Below are 16,159 nucleotides of genomic sequence, written 5' to 3'. Positions count from 1 at the left end.
TTTAATCATGGTTAATTTGGTAGTTGGTCTGGATTCGCAATCGCTGCGAAGCCTCCTCCAAATTCTCTCTTGTTTTAAACGTAATTTGCAATATACCGTGAATATCTTCACGGTTTTCTTCGTTAATACGAATATTGACAATGGAAATACCACGCAGGACTTCCAAGACCTTCAAAATCGTATCTTCCTCATCGGGAACGCTAAGAAATAAATCATAAAAGGAATCCACACCGGCCCGCTTATGAATTTCCATAGCCTTGCGAGTCTGACGTCCTTTTTCAAAGAATTCCCAAATAGCTTCTTTATCTCCAGATCTCAAGACCGTTGACACTTGACTTAATCTCTTTTGAAACTCCTCAATCCTATCCAAAATCGCTTCTGGATTGGTCATGAGAATGCTGGTCCACATCCCCGGCTCACTCTCAGCAATCCGGGTCATATCCCGAAAACCACCTGCCGCAAAATTATTGGTGAAGGGATGTTCCTGGGCATAATCCCCAGCCTGATTCATCAAACTAGAGGCCAAGACGTGTGGAAAATGGGAAATCTGGCTTGTTACCTTGTCATGCTCTACCGCATCAATCTGGACAAAGCGGGCACCTGTTCCAGACAGTAAATCTGTCAATCTAGGTACAGCATCTGCCTTTGTAGCCTGACAGGGTGTCATGATAAAATAGGCATTTTCAAACAAGTGTAAATCTGCAGCGGCAGCCCCTGACTTGTGACTACCCGCCATGGGATGTCCACCAAGGAAATTGATTTGTTTGGGAAGCAAAAATTTCTCAGCAGCATCTACAATAGCCGACTTGGTCGAACCCGCATCCGTAATCAAGACCCCCTCTTTCAGCTTCATGTAACTTAAGTCTTCTATCAAGTCAAGCGAAACCTGAATGGGAACACAGAGCAGTATCACATCTGCTTGACCAGCTAGTTCAGCTAGATTATCCGATAGCTCATCAACCATCTGTCTTTCTGTGGCTATACTTGCTGATGCTTGATTGGGTTCATAACCTAAGATATGATAATCTGGGTGTTGTTTGCGGATACAGAGGGCTAGAGAACTTCCGATCAGTCCTAGACCGACTATCAAAATAGTTTTTTTCATTGTCGACCTAGAAATTTCTAACATAATCACGGTGACTTGCTACTGCAGCCTTTAATTCTTCCATGTTATCAGAAGAGAATTTCTCTAAGATTTCTGTTGCAATGGTCGTAGCAACTACAGATTCCATAACCACACCAGCTGCTGGAAGAGCCGTTGGGTCAGAACGCTCCACAGTCGCCTTATAAGGCTCATGCGTGTCAATATCAACGGACATCAAAGGCTTGTAGAGGGTTGGAATTGGTTTCATAACACCACGGATCACCAAAGGCTGTCCATTTGTCATGCCACCTTCAAAACCACCGAGATTGTTGGTTCTGCGTGTGTAGCCCTCTTGCTCAGACCAAAGAATTTCATCCATGACCTGACTGCCTTTTAGGTAGCCTGCTTGGAAACCAACCCCGAATTCTGCTCCTTTAAATGCATTGATAGAAACCACTGCCTGAGCCAGCTTAGCATCCAATTTCTTATCCCATTGAACATAGGAACCTAAACCAACTGGAACACCACCAACAATGGTTTCGACGACACCACCAATGGTATCACCATCACGCTTAATTTGGTCGATATAGGCCTTGATTTCCTCTTCACGCTCTTGGTTAACGATGGAAACTTCAGACTTGGCTGCACGTTCTTTGATTTCTGCAACAGTTAAGCCATCTGGAACATCAATTTCCTTACCACCGAAAACGACAACGTGGTTAGCAATTTCAATATCCAGCTCCGCCAAAATTCGTTTGGCGACGGCACCGACTGCCACACGCATGGTTGTTTCACGCGCACTGGAACGCTCCAAGGAATTTCGCAAATCATCAAAACGGTATTTCATACCACCAACCAAGTCCGCATGACCTGGACGAGGATGTCTGATACGACGCTTGCTCTTGAGCTTGTCCTCAATATCTTCTACAGCCATAATATCTAGCCACTTTTGATGGTCCTTATTGGTCACATTGAGGGTAATTGGGGCCCCCGTGGTCTTACCATGGCGCACACCAGCCGTAATTTCTACACGGTCTGTTTCGATTTGCATCCGGCTTCCACGACCGTAACCACCTTGGCGACGTTTCAAATCCGCATTGATATCTTCTGCAGTCAAAGGAAGACCAGCTGGAACTCCCTCGATGATGGCTGTTAAGCGTGGTCCATGGGACTCACCAGCTGTTAAATAACGCATATTTAATTCTCCAAAATTTCCAAAAACTTACGTGTATTGGCCAAAGACATCTGTCCTGGAGCCGATACTTCATCCAAACTTGCAAAGGTCCAACAAGAACCAGTAATTACCCCTGCAATCCTTGTGATTTTTCCTAGCTCACCCATGGCAATGGTCGCAAAGGTCTGTTCAGCATTTAAGGTCTTGAAGCCACGAGTATAGTTCATAACATCCAAGACATCCTGCTCACTCTTTGCCAAGACTGCCATTTTAACTACTGCTGGCGAAAGGCTAGTCAATTCAGACATGATTTCCAAATAGTTAGCAGGTGTTTCATCAAAATTATGATAACTCAAAACAAGATTTGGAAACTCCAACATCTGTTCAAAAACTGACTGATAGGAATAATATTCAAAATCAATGTAGTCTGGCTGATAGAGGGCAGCCACTTCCTTAATCAAGTCCACATATTCCTGATCTGCCAAATCCAAATAGCCACCCTCACGGGTCGTTCGAACTGTAAAAATCACTTCCTTGCCATTGCATTTTTCAAAAATGGCAGGAGCTACTCTTAGAATATCCTCTTTTGGAAGATAATCCGCTCTCCACTCAATGAGATCTGCTTCAGCTAATCTCCCCACATCAAGAGCCTCTACTTCTTCCAAATTTCTAGGCATAATAGGTACTACTATTCTCATTTTTCTACCCTTATCGTAAAGACCTTGAGGTAATTACTACTTTCATCATTTTTATTGATTGTAAAATCGGCTGGTAGGCGATAGGCTGCCAAATAGCCATGTTTTTGAGAACCAAACCCTTTCTCAATCTGCTGACGGAATTTCTCAACCGTAACATTGGCTGCATTGGTTGATGCAATGATTACTCCATTTGGATTTAAAATCTCTAAGGACTGAGAAATTAGTTTGTGGTAATCCTTGGCTACCGAAAATGTCTGCTTTTTATTACGGGCAAAGCTGGGTGGGTCCAAGACAATGACATCATAGGTCAATCCCTTGCGCTTAGCATACTTGAAATATTCAAAGACATCCATGACCACAAAGTGATGATGATCTAATTCTACACCATTAACCTTAAAATGAGCTTTAGAAAGTTCACGCGATCGCTTGGCTAAGTCAACCGAAGTTGTTTCCACTGCCCCACCAATAGCGGCAGCAATGGAGAAGGCTGCTGTGTAGGAAAACATATTGAGCAGTGATTTACCAGCCGCCAGTCCATCTACTAAGGAACCTCGGACTTCATGTTGGTCCAGAAAAATACCCGTCATCAAGCCGTCATTCATGAAAACTTGATAGGCAACTCCATTCTCTAAAACAGTGAAATTTTCCGGCGCCTCTTGTCCGTATAGAAAGGCTGACTCATAGTCCAAGCCCTTAAAACGGATTTTCTCATAGGCACCCTTCACCTCTGGAAAGACCTCTTGGAAGGCAGTAATAATCATATCCTTCTTCGAATAGATAAAGGTATTATACCAGGAAAAAACTGCATATGTATCATACAAGTCAACCGTCAAACCACCGAAATCATCCCCATCTTGATTGAACAAACGAAAGGCAGTGGTCAAGTCAGACTGGTAAAAATAATGTCGCTTCTGTCGTGCTTTCCTGAACAGGTTCACAAAGAAGCTTTCTGTCACTTCTTCTTTGGAGCGACTGTACAGCCAGCCAATCCCTTTATTTTGAGGAGAAAGATAAGCTGCGCCAAGATACTTCCCAGCTTCAGAAACCAGGTCAACAAGCCTATCTTCTGTCACAGAAAGACCTGAAAAATCAGCACTATCTAGGAGTTGAATGCCCCTGTTAATCTTCTGCTCTACATTTCGATTTACCTTTATTTTCATATATTTATTATAACACGATTTTGCATATATTCCAAAAAAACTCCAAACTTTGAGGCTTATTTTAAAATTATGGTATAATGAACTGAGATTTAGAAAGGACTTTGAGGTGTATTTGTGAAAAAAATAATTGACTATGTCAAAGAGTTTTCCAAAACTCGGTTTGGCTTCGTCCTCCTACTTCTAGCGATGTATTGGTTCAAGACCCTCTGGGCCTACTACGTTGATTTTAGCTTAGATTTACAGGGATTGTTTCAGCATTTCATTGCCATTCTCAATCCCTTACCAATCGCTCTACTCTTAATAGGACTGGCCCTATACGCCAAACAGACTAAACTATTTTACGGACTGGCCAGCGGCCTCTATATCCTACTCTTCGCCTGGCTGTTCTCAAATGCTGTTTACTACCGAGAATTTTCAGACTACATTTCCATCTCAACCATGATGGCAACTTCGAGTGTTTCTGCGGGTCTTGGTGAAGCAGCAATCAAGCTGTTTCGGCCCTGGGATCTGGTTTATTTTCTGGACTTTATCGCCTTCGGCATTCTTTTTTATCGGAAAAATCTACAGTGGAATCCAGAAGCTTTCCAGTCCAAAGCCAGCTTTGCTGTAACAGCATTCTCAACCCTGCTCTTCTCCATCAATCTATTTTTGGCTGAAGTTGATCGACCTGAATTATTGACACGAGGTTTTTCAAATACCTATATTGTCAGAGCATTGGGTTTGCCAGCCTTTTTAGGTTATAATGCTCATCAGACCTATACAGCCCATAAGGATCGCTCAGGAGCCAATCCAAGTGACCTTGAACCCATTAAACAGTATGTTGAGGAACACTATGCCCAGCCCAATGATAACTATTTCGGCATTGCCAAGGGACGCAACGTCATCTATCTCCATCTAGAAAGCCTGCAACAATTTGTCATTGATTACAAGCTAAAGGTTAATGGAGCAGAGTATGAAGTAACCCCCTTCCTCAATTCCCTCTATCATTCCAACTCTACTCTAGCTTTCTCCAATTTTTTTAACCAAGTTAAAGCAGGTAAAACATCCGATGCTGAAACCATGATTGAAACCTCCTTATTTGGATTAAACCAAGGCTCATTCATGGTTCAGTATGGGGGAAGCAATACCCAGCAAGCAGCACCTTATATCCTATCTCAGAACGGTGGCTACACATCTGCTGTCTTCCACGGTAATTCGGCTAGTTTTTGGAATAGGAATAACACCTACAAACAATGGGGATACTACTATTTCTTTGACCAATCCTATTTTTCTGAAGCGACAGAAGAAAACTCTTTCCAGTATGGGTTAAATGATAAAATCATGTTTGCAGATTCCATCAAATATTTGGAACGGATGCAACAGCCATTTTATGCTAAATTCATCACCGTATCCAACCACTATCCTTACACCACCAGCTTGATTGGCGATGAGAAAGGATTTCCACTGGCCAATACAGATGATGAAACCATCAACGGCTATTTTGCTACTGCCAATTATTTGGATACATCCATCAAATCCTTCTTTGACTATTTGAAGGCGACTGGTCTATATGAAAATTCAGTTATCGTCCTCTACGGCGACCATTATGGAATATCTAATTCACGCAATCCAGACTTAGCCCCCCTTTTAAATAAGGACCCTCAAACCTGGACAGAATTTGACAATGCTATGCTACAACGCGTCCCTTATATGATTGTGGTGCCAGGTATGACCACGGGAGGCATTTTCAATACCTTTGGCGGAGAAATCGATGCTCTCCCAACACTCGAACACCTGCTAGGCATAAAAGCAAATAATTTCTTACAGGTCGGTCAGGATTTACTGTCACCTCAAAACAAGCAAATCGTGGCTCTCCGAACAGAAGGAAGTTTTATCACACCAAAATACACCAGTTATGCAGGTAAGATTTACTATACCGAAACAGGGATTGAAATTACCAATCCTGACGAAACCACCCAAAAAGAAATTGATGTGATTAAGGAAGCCGCAACTGCCCAATTAGCAGCGAGTGATGCCATTCAAACCGGCGACCTCATCCGCTTCTTTGACAATGGTCTGCCAGCCCTAGATGCTAGCAAATACAACTATATTGATTCCTTGGCTGCTGAGATTGCCATCGAAACAGAGCTTGGCGACCAATCAACCAGCCTCTACAGCCAGAAGGGGAACCAATCTACTGTCGATCTCTTCAAAGCACCAACTTATCTTGAATTAAATGGTAGCTCTTCAAGCAGTACAACAAGCTCTGATGCACAAAATAATACGGCAACGAGTGCAGAAACCAGTACAGCATCCAGTTCTTCAAACGAATAGAAGGAGCAATTATCAACAAAAGCCATGGTAATATCCCAAACAGAAGGGAATACCATGGCTTTTAAAAATTCTACTATTCCATTTTCTCCAAATGTCAAAATATTCCTAATATACCTACCTTAGCTATTTGATTGACTTTCAGCTACATACTACTAGAATTGGCTATATACAGAAAAAAAGGCTCTTTGTCAACTGTAGTGGGTAGATGAAAAGCTAACACCTAGAGAGGACGAAGTTCGTTCTCTCTTTCTTTATGTTCAAAGCAATCAAAATACGTTTTTTAAAATTTTCAAAGTTCCTGAAACCAAAGGCATTTCTTTTAATGACTTTGATGAGATTGTTGGTAGCTTCCAGTTTGGCGTTCGAATAAGGCAATTCCATGGCGTTTAAAACCTTTTCTTTATCCTTTAGAAATGTCTTAAATACCGTCTGGAAAATAGGATTAACATTGGCTATTTCCTGTTCGATAAGGTCAAAGAAATGATCTGAGTTTTTCTCTTGGAAATGGAACAAGAGAAGCTGATAGAGTTCATAGTGCTGTCGTAGTTCCTCTGAAAAAGACAGTAGTTTTTCTAGGATTTCCTTGTTAGTCAAGTGCATGCGAAACATAGGGCGATAAAATCGTTTATCGCTGAGTTTACGGCTATCTTGTTGTATCAATTTCCAGTAGCGTTTCAAGGACCGGTATTCCTGCGATTTTCTGTCGAATTGATTCATAATTAGAATACGAACGCGGTTCATAGCACGGCTAAGGTGCTGCACAATGTGAAAGCGGTCCAGAACAATCTTGGTGTTTGGAAATAGCTGTCTAGCCAATTTGTAGTAAGGACTAAACATATCCATGGTAATGACTTTGACTTGATTTCTAACCTTTCTAGGATAGCGTAGAAAGTGGTTTCGGATGGTTGCTTGTGTTCTTCCGTCTAGAATAGTTATGACATTTAGGGAGTTGAAATCTTGAGCGATAAAGCTCATTTTCCCCTTTTTGAAGGCATACTCATCCCAGCTCATCACCTCAGGTAAGGTATTCCAATCTGTTTCAAACTTGAACTCATTAAGCTTTCTCATAACTGATGAGGTTGAGATAGATAGCCTGTGTGCAATATGTGTCATTGCTTGATTTTCGATGAGTAATTGAGCAATCTTCTGGTTAACAGCGACGGAGATTTGGTGGTTCTTCTTGACAAGAGGAGTTTCAGCGACCGCTATTTTTCTGCAATCTTTACACTTGAAGCGACGCTTTCTAAGTCGGATAAGCAAGGGATAACCAGCAGTTTCTAGGTAGGGAATTTTGGAGGGTTTTTGGAAGTCGTATTTTGCCATTTGTCCCTTGCAGGAGGGACATTTAGGGGCTGTATAATCCAAATGACCATGAAGTTCTAAGTGAGTTCCCATATCATATTCATTAGAGATAGTGATATTTTTGTCTTTAATTCTGAGAAGATTTGTGATAAGATTTAGTTGTTCCATATGAGTCTTTCTAATGTGAGTTTGGTTGCTTTTCATTATAGGCCATATGGGACTTTTTTTCTACAATCAAAAAGACTCCATAATATCCATAGAGGATTTACCCACTACAGATATTATAGAGCCGAAAAAAAATCCTGGAAAAGCTTCCAAGATTTTCTTCTGTATATGTTGTCTTACTTAGCAAGTTTTGCTTTTGCTGCGTCAGCAAGAGCTGTGAATGCTGCTGCATCGTTCACTGCCAAGTCAGCAAGCATTTTACGGTTTACTTCGATTTCAGCCAATTTCAAACCGTGCATCAATTGTGAGTATGACAAACCGTTCATGCGAGCAGCCGCGTTGATACGAGTGATCCACAATTTACGGAAATCACGTTTTTTCTGACGGCGGTCACGGTATGCATAGTAGTAAGAGTTCATTACTTGTTCTTTCGCAGTGCGGAACAAGAGATGTTTAGCTCCGTAGTAACCTTTAGCTAATTTTAAAATACGTTTACGGCGTTTACGAGAAACAACGCCACCTTTAACACGTGCCATTTAATTTTCCTCCAAATAATTCAAAAAAGTAATTGTGCAATACTGATGCGAGATTAGCGCATTTGTGTAAGCATTGACTTGATACGCTTAAAGTCACCAGCATGTACCATACCTGCTTTACGAAGGTGACGACGTTGTTTTTTAGTTTTACCGTGGAAACGGTGTGAAGTATAAGCGCGGAAGCGTTTCAATCCACCAGAACCTGTACGTTTAAAACGTTTAGCTGATGCGCGGTGAGTTTTTTGTTTTGGCATTTTAATTCTCCTTTTAGCGTAAAAAGCTTATTTTTTATCTGAAGCTGGGGCCAATTGCATAAACATTTGACGTCCGTCCATCTTAGCACGTTGTTCGATAATAGCAATATCTTGGGTTGCTTCGGCGAACTCAGCTAATACTTTCGCTCCAACTTCTTTGTGGGTAATCATACGACCCTTGAAACGGATCGAAACCTTAACCTTGTTTCCTTTTTCAAGGAATTTACGGGCATGACGAAGTTTTGTGTCAAAGTCCCCTTTATCAATAACTGGGCTAAGACGCACTTCTTTTACAGTGACAACACTTTGTTTCTTGCGTTGTTCTTTCTGCTTTTTCTGATATTCAAATTTGAACTTACCGTAGTCCATAATTTTAGCTACTGGTGGTTTAGCTTGCGGTTGAATCAAGACTAAATCCACGTTTGCGCTATCAGCAATGGCCTGAGCCTCATTGAGCGGTTTGATTCCCAACTGTTCACCCTCAAGACCGATAAGACGAACTTCACGCACTCGAATTTCATCATTGATGAACAAATCTTGCTTTGCTATGGCTTTTCACCTCATTTTATATTTTTCGAGAAAAACGAAACGGACTTGCTAAACAAGTCCGCACTACACCATTATTCTTTCCGAAGAAATCTTAATCCGTAGAGCCAGACAACGTTAGTCGCAAGGCGAGAAGCTCTCACTTCTGCTTTTCTCAATACGACTATTCTAACACGTCCAAAACTACTTGTCAAGAATTTCTTTCGCTTTTTCTGAAATAAATTTCACTACACCTTCGATGGATACACCTGTTGTATCAAATGTGATGGCATCGTCAGCAGCTTTCAAAGGTGAAACCTCCCGAGTACTGTCTTTCAGGTCACGAGCTGCAATCTCCTCTTTCAAGATTTCCAAGTCTGTTTCGATGCCACGTTCCGTATTTTCCTTAAAACGACGAAGGGCACGCTCCTCTACTGAGGCAATCAGGAAAATCTTAAGTTCAGCTTGAGGCAAGACGACTGTACCAATGTCACGGCCGTCCATAACAATGCCGCCCGCTTGAGCAATCACCTGCTGCAGGCGAACCAACTCTTCTCGCACCAAGGGAAGTGCCGCAACTGCCGACACATTGTTAGTTACTTGATTATCTCGAATGGGTAAGGTAACATCTTGCTCACCAACAAATACCTGTTGTTGCCCTTGTGCATCCCTACCAAAACGAATAGGATGTTGAGCAAGCAAGGTCACAATACCATCTTGGTCAGTGACATCAATACCATTTTGCAAGGCCAAATAAGTCGCAGAACGGTACATGGCTCCTGTATCTAAGTAAGTATAGCCAAAATCTTTAGCGATAATCTTGGCAACGGTTGACTTGCCACTCGATGCAGGACCGTCAATAGCAATTTGAATGGATTTCATAATACCTCTTATCTAATGCGGACAATATCACCTGGGTGAGCCAACCAAGAACCTGTCGCCATTTTTTCAGGATTTAAACGCTCTAACTCAGCAATGGAAATACCACCACGTGCCGCCAATGCTCCAACTCCCTCCCCAGCTTGAACTGTTAGGGTAGAACCATCTGCAGCTTCTGTCAAGCTTGAGCTAGTTTCCGTAGTTTCAGCTGTATCTATCACTTCCGTTTCCTCTGTTTCTGTGACTTCTGTTTCAGTCGTCGTTTCCGTAGGGACAGTTGAACTTTCTGCTACCACCGCAGCATTGCTTGGATTGTAAAACTCTTTCGTCGAATCCGTCTTACTGCCACCAACAGATAGATAGAAGGCAATTGCCCCTATAATGATGACAATGATAAAGAAAATAATAGCCAGTACGGTAAATACTTTCGTACTTGCCAATCCTTTACTCAAGCGGTCTTTACGACTTGCTGCAGCTGTTTGATACACTTCTTCATTCCATGGCTCTTGTGACATTCTCGGGACAACTCCTTGTTTTTTTCTAAAAATATGATTAAAATAATAGTATGAAAATAAAACTTATTCCTGAACGGTGCATTGCCTGTGGGCTATGCCAAACCTATTCACCTGTGTTTGATTATGATGACGACGGTATTGTGATTTTTTCAGATAGAAAGAACCTAGAAAGAGATAGCGACCTAACTCCCGACATACTCGAAGCCATCAAATCCTGCCCTACCAAAGCCATTTCAATTGATTGATTTGGCTTTTTTTGCATAATAAATTTCGAAGTAATCTTGCTTCAACAAATGGTCAGACAACACCACTTCCCCTGAAAATGCAGGATGCAGGGCTAAATGATTAACAAAAAACTTTTTAGGCCATTTCCGCATATGATAGACCTTTCCTTCAGGAAATTCGTTGGAAAAGATGCGGACAGCAATATAGGAAACTTCCACTTTGGTTATCTGAGCAATTTCTATATCTTGTATGGCAAATAAATTAGCCGATACAATGCGCAATTGGCTTTCTTTTATTTCAAAATACCTGTGTAATCCTAAGATTACTAAGAGTAAAAATAGAAATATTAGTAAAAGAAATATTCCTGACACGCGTAGTTTTTCCAGCAACAGGGTCATGCTCATGAAAAGTGGAATGAAGGTAAGTGACCAGTAAATAATGCCCCAGGAAAGTTCTGGTTGCCAATGGTAACGGATTTTACCAAAAATTTTGATCATATCGGACCTCCATTTACTATTCTAGCACAAAACAAGAGATTTTCCTATGAAAATCTCTTGTTTTTGAAATTTTTTATTACATTTACATGACAAACTTTGTCGAAGTGTAAAACAATTGAAATGATTTTGAAACAAAACAAAAGTCGTACTTTAACTAATAACCAGCTTACTTCTTAGTTTCAATAGCTATATATTGAATAAGATCTTTCAGTTTGAGTTCCAATTTGGCTTGCTTTAATGTCATACGGTACTGATTAACTATTAGTAAAAAAATAATAGCTAAAAACACGAAATTAGCAGGGGATTCGATCCCAATCCAATCTGATAATTGACCAATGGCTTGGGGTACAAGTGCAAAAATAACTAGAATACCTGAAAAAAAGAACCAAAAGATACTATCTTCTATTTGAATATTGGATTTTCGAATATTCAATAGAATAACTGCCGAAGTCAAAACGGCTGTCACAATAAGTAATAATTGAAATTGAAGAGCCATTATTTCCTCCTAAAATTTTGTATCAACAAAATTGATGTGAACATATGAATCATATACTTAATTGAACGAGATAAAGTTAAATAGGATTGACCCGCCTGTCTTTCAAGCATTTTTACTTGGACTTCTTTTATCTTATAGCCTTGGCGAATCAGAAAAGAAATGGTATCAGGTTCCGGAGTATAGTTAACATTTAATGCAAAGTCCTTAATCAACTCTTGATTAAACATTCGCATTCCAGATGTTGGATCAGTAATCGTTTGACCTGTTGTTAATTTTATTGACCAGCTGATAAGACGATTACCTAACATACGTAAAGAATTATTTTTAGGTTCAGACACGAACCGCGAACCAATGACACAATCTTGACCTTTTTGAATTTCGGCTACTAAGTCCCCAATATATTCTGGAAGGTGTTGACCATCGCCATCAAACTGAACTGCCTGTCTATACCCCATCTTGTAGGCATATTTAAAACCAGTCTGAACGGCACCTGTTAAACCTAGATTCACCGGCAAATCAATAATATTAAATCCATTTCGGTGGCAAATTTCAGAAGTCGTATCTTTAGAACCATCGTTCACAACAACGTAATCAAATTCCTGAAAGTTCTTTTCTAGATTTCGCACAACCGCTTCTATTGAACCTTCTTCATTGTAAGCTGGAATAATAATCAGTGTATCTGATTTCTTATTAAACATATTCTCCCCTATCCATTAGACTCTTGACTTTTTTCATAGAAATAAATCAGAATTTTAACCATGAATTCCGGCCAAAATAGTCTATACATTTCCATATCTTCTTTTGTCCTGACATTATCTCTAATTGTATTTGATGTTTCAGAATCCTGATGAATACGGTGGCACATCAGTTTATCAGAAACATAACCAAAACTTCCGCGATAATGCGAACTAATATCGTACCATGCATACCAATCTAAATTTGTTCTCATTTTAGTTTCGAACTGAAAACCATTTAGTTTATCCATATCATAGGTCACGGCTGGGCAACAAATAGCATTGCCAAAAGCTAGAATCCTATTTCTCCAAAACATCCAATTTGGAAACCAGGACAGCACATTCAACATTAAAGTTTTAATCTTTAAATTTGTATTCGCTTCTATTTCTCGACCATCACGATACTCAACATAGTCAGAATACACAATTGTATGCTTTAAATCCCGACGGAACTCAGACAAAATTTTCTCAGCATAATTTTCTTTATACAAGTCATCCTGATGTGCAATCGTAACAAAGCGAGTATTGGCAAATGATAGAGCATTATTCCAATCAATACCAATCCCACCACCTTGCTTCACATGATAAGGAATTGAATATTCCTGACACAAGTGTTCAATGTGCTCACTAGGTGTCGAGGTATAAAGAATAATAGTTGATTGTACTGTTTGATTTCTCAAAGAAAGAATACACTCTTCTAAATATGGACTATCACCATAAGCACAAATCACAAAAGTGTGATTATTTTCCATAAATTTCTCTCCATACTACATTATAAATTTAAGTTTCAATAAAACTCAGTATCCACGTTTTACTTTTTGTTTATTTCCATTTTCGCTATCTTCCTATTAACAATATGATAAACCAGCAAACTTGACATGAAATAAACCAACATTGTCAAAGTAAAACTAATAGATGCACCTAAAATAGCAAACTTACGAATAAGCACTTTAGTTATTGCACTAGAAAATATGAACGCCAGTATAGTCGAGAATAGTAGATAATATTGCTTGCGATGAATTGTTAGTACATTATCAATCATTACCGAATAGACATTAAATCCAGCACCAACAAGTAAAATAATAAATGATAATAGATATGGTGACAAGTTTACTCCAAAAATAAGACTTAATATTGGAATTCCTAGTAAATAGCCTCCAACTAAAACTAATAGATGTAAACCTATTAAAGCACCAAAAATCTTTTTAACCTGTCTGTTATAGGCACTAATTTGACCGTTATGCAAAAAGATTGATATTTCTGTTAACATTGGTCTTAAAAGCATTAGTAAAAGATTAAGGACAAATGTTGGCATAAATAATATATTGAAATCTCGTTGCAAACCTTCTCCAAGATATCCTACAGTTATAAAACTATCAATAATAATTTTTGGTAAATTAAAAATGTAATTGATGATAAAGCTACTAATAAATAGAGCCAAACATAATTTAAGGATATTCCAACTGCCTTGCCAACTAGAGTTAATTTCGAAACTACTTCTGGAGAAGTTTAATTGATAATATCTAATATCTAAGAAATAGGACAATATTAAGTTGGTAAGAAAAAGTGAAATCGTAGCTACTAAAAGATTACCAGTAACTAACAAAACTAGAATAAACACAACAATAGTAGACAAGCTACGGTAGAATAAAACTTTCCCTGCTAAATCCGAACGCTGTTTTTGTTGAAACTCTCCTTGATAGACATCTGAAATGGCATCACACGCTCGATAAAGAACCATGAAAACGATTATCCAATATTTTTCATTAGTAAAGCCTGTCACATTCAAATAAAGCATTAAACTAACTAACATTAGTAATATGCTCATTACTCTAGAAAGAAAGTAGGCACTAAATGAATAGCTCTCATTAACATCTGTAGCTTGAAAGTTTCTAACTCCAAATAAGCCTATCACTAAAAACTGTTGTCCCAGCGTAAAAGCAATACTAAAAGAATCTGCAATACTCGGAGATGTTAATCTTGATACAATTAAAAGTAGAACTATAGAAACAGCTGTCGAACTAATTGTCCCAAGCATATTCCAAAAATATTGATACTTAATATCTACTATTGGTTTAGTTTCTCCTCTCAAGTTATCTCCTTCTCACCTTGTTAAATTTGAGTATAGAACCCAACACTTACTGTAAAGATTACTAAAAAAGACAAAAGATATTGAATAGCAATCGTCAATTTACGATCCACTTCCTCACTTGGTTGGATAATCGGTATAAAAGAGTTCAACCAATTTCCCAAAAACAATGGGATTAGACAGATCATAAAATAATAGTATCTTCCTTGCACTCCACCGACAGAAATATTGCCAGGATTATATACACGAGGATCTCCTGTAATTGCATATACCATCAAAAAGGTAATCCCTAACATAAGCAACACTGTATATGTTCCCCATATCTTAGGTACTGTAATGCGTGTACAAAGAATAAGTACAAATAGTACCGATAACACAATTAGTGTTGTAGCTGTAAATAGTAGCCCCGAATCATGACTAATATATTGAAGAGGACGTCGAATAAAGTTCTCTAAAATTGCCTCTGGTGCGCTAAGCATAGTTCTAATAATTGGCAATGGATGTTTCAAAAAGTAACCTAATCCAGGACTCTCTCCCGTCACAGAACCAGAAAAATTAAATATGTTTAAGATCCCTGAATAAATTACAGCAAATAGAATGACTGGAAAGAACGATACTACTCCTAGTATCCTTGCTTTCTTAGAGGCAAAGTATTCTTTTGGTAAGAAGGTTAATAAGGTTCCTAACAGAACAAAAGGAAACTTAGAAAAAACGAATAAAAGCACTAAACTTTGAAATTTGACAACAAACTTAGAGGTAATTTTTTCTTTTCGAGCCAAAACATTCGTAAGCAAAGCAACCAAAATAAGTGAAGCGCCATAATATAAATAATCATAGTGGTAGCCAGAAACCACATAAAGAGCAGATGGTAATGTCCCCATTAAATAAAGCATTTTTTGGTATACTTTACTAATCTTAATAGAGAGGAACACTAATAGCGCATAGGCTAATACATGGACTATTCTCCCTATGTAGTACGAGATATAAACCTTATTTGACACCAAACGACCAATATTCCAGCCTATTGCCCCTGGTAAAAAAGAAGGATTATCAAAAGATTTCGGAACACCTGCAATTTTGCTCGGTTGATGCTCTACATTATACCAGTAATCATCTCCCTTGAAGTTTGCTTGATTACGAATACCGTCATGTAAAAAGACAGAATCATAATCAGAAATTGTTTCATCACTGTATTCAAATAGAAAACTGTCAGAAATCCCAATTGCATTTTCTAAATGGGATTCTTCATCCAAAGCATATTGAACTGGTCGAATCAAAGCAATAACTGTTCCAAAAGACAAAATGAGAAGAAAAGCATTTCGAGCTATTTTTTCAGGATTTTTGAAATCTACTAATAAAAAATAGAGAACAATAGCAATTACAATGTACCAAAAATTCAAATTAATTTTCCACTCAAATAGAATTGGCAAAGTAAGTTGTGCGAAAAAGACTAAGAAAATTCCAATGAAGATATTACGAAATTTCTCCATCACTATTTTTTGTATTTGCATAC

The 16,159-nt window shown here is 38.9% G+C and carries 18 protein-coding genes and 1 other annotated feature; of the genes, 2 read left to right on the top strand and 16 right to left on the bottom strand.

Annotated features, from left to right (window positions below):
* Position 1: 1 nt before the first annotated feature.
* Genes PW252_RS04490 through PW252_RS04475 form a run of 4 tightly spaced genes read right to left on the bottom strand, consistent with a single transcriptional unit; the run spans position 2 to position 4,116 of the window.
* On the bottom strand, positions 2-1,105 hold the full coding sequence (locus PW252_RS04490) for a prephenate dehydrogenase (RefSeq protein WP_248051587.1): 1,104 nt from the start codon (positions 1,103-1,105) through the stop codon (positions 2-4).
* 7 nt (positions 1,106-1,112) lie between these two features.
* The gene (aroC, locus tag PW252_RS04485; protein WP_248051586.1) at positions 1,113-2,279 is read right to left on the bottom strand and encodes a chorismate synthase; all 1,167 of its coding nucleotides are present in this window, start codon (positions 2,277-2,279) and stop codon (positions 1,113-1,115) included.
* A 2-nt stretch (positions 2,280-2,281) separates the two neighbouring features.
* Positions 2,282-2,956: a type I 3-dehydroquinate dehydratase gene (aroD, locus tag PW252_RS04480; RefSeq protein WP_105114247.1), complete on the bottom strand. Its 675-nt coding sequence runs from the start codon at positions 2,954-2,956 to the stop codon at positions 2,282-2,284.
* Entirely contained in the window at positions 2,953-4,116 is a 1,164-nt protein-coding gene (locus tag PW252_RS04475) for a class I SAM-dependent rRNA methyltransferase (protein ID WP_248051585.1), read from the bottom strand. The genes aroD and PW252_RS04475 overlap by 4 nt, the downstream gene beginning before the upstream one ends.
* A 114-nt stretch (positions 4,117-4,230) precedes the next feature.
* Here PW252_RS04475 and PW252_RS04470 point away from each other — a divergent pair, with 114 nt between their 5' ends.
* Positions 4,231-6,429, top strand: coding sequence for an LTA synthase family protein (locus PW252_RS04470; RefSeq protein ID WP_248051584.1), 2,199 nt, complete (start codon positions 4,231-4,233; stop codon positions 6,427-6,429).
* A 213-nt stretch (positions 6,430-6,642) separates the two neighbouring features.
* On the opposite strand, the gene PW252_RS04465 is transcribed toward PW252_RS04470, so the two are convergent.
* The 6 genes from PW252_RS04465 to PW252_RS04440 form a co-directional block, all read right to left on the bottom strand.
* Complete coding sequence (locus PW252_RS04465; protein ID WP_316716633.1) at positions 6,643-7,899, bottom strand: ISL3 family transposase; 1,257 nt, start codon at positions 7,897-7,899, stop codon at positions 6,643-6,645.
* A gap of 173 nt (positions 7,900-8,072) precedes the next feature.
* Positions 8,073-8,432 carry a 50S ribosomal protein L20 gene (gene rplT, locus PW252_RS04460; RefSeq protein WP_012028296.1) on the bottom strand — a complete coding sequence of 120 codons (360 nt, stop codon included), beginning with the start codon at positions 8,430-8,432 and terminating at the stop codon, positions 8,073-8,075.
* Between the two features lie 53 nt (positions 8,433-8,485).
* On the bottom strand, positions 8,486-8,686 hold the full coding sequence (gene rpmI, locus PW252_RS04455; protein WP_024375714.1) for a 50S ribosomal protein L35: 201 nt from the start codon (positions 8,684-8,686) through the stop codon (positions 8,486-8,488).
* A gap of 27 nt (positions 8,687-8,713) precedes the next feature.
* Complete coding sequence (infC, locus tag PW252_RS04450; RefSeq protein WP_105118085.1) at positions 8,714-9,220, bottom strand: translation initiation factor IF-3; 507 nt, start codon at positions 9,218-9,220, stop codon at positions 8,714-8,716.
* Positions 9,221-9,260: 40 nt separating this feature from the next.
* Positions 9,261-9,389: a sequence feature (ribosomal protein L20 leader region), on the bottom strand.
* A gap of 26 nt (positions 9,390-9,415) precedes the next feature.
* Positions 9,416-10,093, bottom strand: a complete 678-nt coding sequence (cmk, locus tag PW252_RS04445) for a (d)CMP kinase (protein ID WP_248049573.1) — start codon at positions 10,091-10,093, stop codon at positions 9,416-9,418.
* Between the two features lie 8 nt (positions 10,094-10,101).
* The gene (locus PW252_RS04440) at positions 10,102-10,605 is read right to left on the bottom strand and encodes an SAG1386/EF1546 family surface-associated protein (protein ID WP_105125293.1); all 504 of its coding nucleotides are present in this window, start codon (positions 10,603-10,605) and stop codon (positions 10,102-10,104) included.
* A 50-nt stretch (positions 10,606-10,655) separates the two neighbouring features.
* On the opposite strand from PW252_RS04440, the gene PW252_RS04435 reads away from it, so the two are divergent.
* Positions 10,656-10,850 (top strand): ferredoxin, encoded by a 195-nt coding sequence (locus PW252_RS04435; RefSeq protein WP_105118088.1) that lies wholly within the window; start codon positions 10,656-10,658, stop codon positions 10,848-10,850.
* Here the strand turns inward: PW252_RS04435 and PW252_RS04430 are convergent.
* The 6 genes from PW252_RS04430 to PW252_RS04405 all read right to left on the bottom strand — a co-directional run bounded on the left by PW252_RS04430 (position 10,839) and on the right by PW252_RS04405 (position 16,157).
* Complete coding sequence (locus tag PW252_RS04430; protein WP_172091680.1) at positions 10,839-11,327, bottom strand: EbsA family protein; 489 nt, start codon at positions 11,325-11,327, stop codon at positions 10,839-10,841. The genes PW252_RS04435 and PW252_RS04430 overlap by 12 nt on opposite strands.
* 166 nt (positions 11,328-11,493) lie before the next feature.
* Entirely contained in the window at positions 11,494-11,823 is a 330-nt protein-coding gene (locus PW252_RS04425) for a DUF2304 domain-containing protein (RefSeq protein ID WP_248049572.1), read from the bottom strand.
* On the bottom strand, positions 11,823-12,521 hold the full coding sequence (locus PW252_RS04420; protein WP_248049571.1) for a glycosyltransferase family 2 protein: 699 nt from the start codon (positions 12,519-12,521) through the stop codon (positions 11,823-11,825). The genes PW252_RS04425 and PW252_RS04420 overlap by 1 nt, the downstream gene beginning before the upstream one ends.
* A gap of 8 nt (positions 12,522-12,529) precedes the next feature.
* Positions 12,530-13,309, bottom strand: a complete 780-nt coding sequence (locus PW252_RS04415) for a glycosyltransferase family A protein (RefSeq protein ID WP_248049570.1) — start codon at positions 13,307-13,309, stop codon at positions 12,530-12,532.
* Between the two features lie 59 nt (positions 13,310-13,368).
* Positions 13,369-14,649 carry a lipopolysaccharide biosynthesis protein gene (locus tag PW252_RS04410; protein WP_248049568.1) on the bottom strand — a complete coding sequence of 427 codons (1,281 nt, stop codon included), beginning with the start codon at positions 14,647-14,649 and terminating at the stop codon, positions 13,369-13,371.
* A 20-nt stretch (positions 14,650-14,669) separates the two neighbouring features.
* The gene (locus PW252_RS04405) at positions 14,670-16,157 is read right to left on the bottom strand and encodes a DUF2142 domain-containing protein (RefSeq protein WP_248049566.1); all 1,488 of its coding nucleotides are present in this window, start codon (positions 16,155-16,157) and stop codon (positions 14,670-14,672) included.
* Positions 16,158-16,159: the final 2 nt, after the last annotated feature.

Origin of the sequence: Streptococcus sp. 29887 (genome assembly GCF_032595075.1) — a bacterium.
Lineage (GTDB): Bacteria > Bacillota > Bacilli > Lactobacillales > Streptococcaceae > Streptococcus > Streptococcus iners.
This window is presented reverse-complemented; position numbering and strand designations above follow the sequence as displayed.

Coding starts and splice junctions, on each gene's coding strand:
- PW252_RS04465 (WP_316716633.1), bottom strand. CDS start 7,899: ATGGAACAACTAAATCTTATCACAAATCTTCTCAGAATTAAAGACAAA.
- PW252_RS04435 (WP_105118088.1), top strand. CDS start 10,656: ATGAAAATAAAACTTATTCCTGAACGGTGCATTGCCTGTGGGCTATGC.
- PW252_RS04440 (WP_105125293.1), bottom strand. CDS start 10,605: ATGTCACAAGAGCCATGGAATGAAGAAGTGTATCAAACAGCTGCAGCA.
- PW252_RS04490 (WP_248051587.1), bottom strand. CDS start 1,105: ATGAAAAAAACTATTTTGATAGTCGGTCTAGGACTGATCGGAAGTTCT.
- PW252_RS04430 (WP_172091680.1), bottom strand. CDS start 11,327: ATGATCAAAATTTTTGGTAAAATCCGTTACCATTGGCAACCAGAACTT.
- cmk (WP_248049573.1), bottom strand. CDS start 10,093: ATGAAATCCATTCAAATTGCTATTGACGGTCCTGCATCGAGTGGCAAG.
- rplT (WP_012028296.1), bottom strand. CDS start 8,432: ATGGCACGTGTTAAAGGTGGCGTTGTTTCTCGTAAACGCCGTAAACGT.
- PW252_RS04420 (WP_248049571.1), bottom strand. CDS start 12,521: ATGTTTAATAAGAAATCAGATACACTGATTATTATTCCAGCTTACAAT.
- aroD (WP_105114247.1), bottom strand. CDS start 2,956: ATGAGAATAGTAGTACCTATTATGCCTAGAAATTTGGAAGAAGTAGAG.
- PW252_RS04475 (WP_248051585.1), bottom strand. CDS start 4,116: ATGAAAATAAAGGTAAATCGAAATGTAGAGCAGAAGATTAACAGGGGC.
- PW252_RS04425 (WP_248049572.1), bottom strand. CDS start 11,823: ATGGCTCTTCAATTTCAATTATTACTTATTGTGACAGCCGTTTTGACT.
- PW252_RS04405 (WP_248049566.1), bottom strand. CDS start 16,157: ATGCAAATACAAAAAATAGTGATGGAGAAATTTCGTAATATCTTCATT.
- aroC (WP_248051586.1), bottom strand. CDS start 2,279: ATGCGTTATTTAACAGCTGGTGAGTCCCATGGACCACGCTTAACAGCC.
- rpmI (WP_024375714.1), bottom strand. CDS start 8,686: ATGCCAAAACAAAAAACTCACCGCGCATCAGCTAAACGTTTTAAACGT.
- PW252_RS04415 (WP_248049570.1), bottom strand. CDS start 13,309: ATGGAAAATAATCACACTTTTGTGATTTGTGCTTATGGTGATAGTCCA.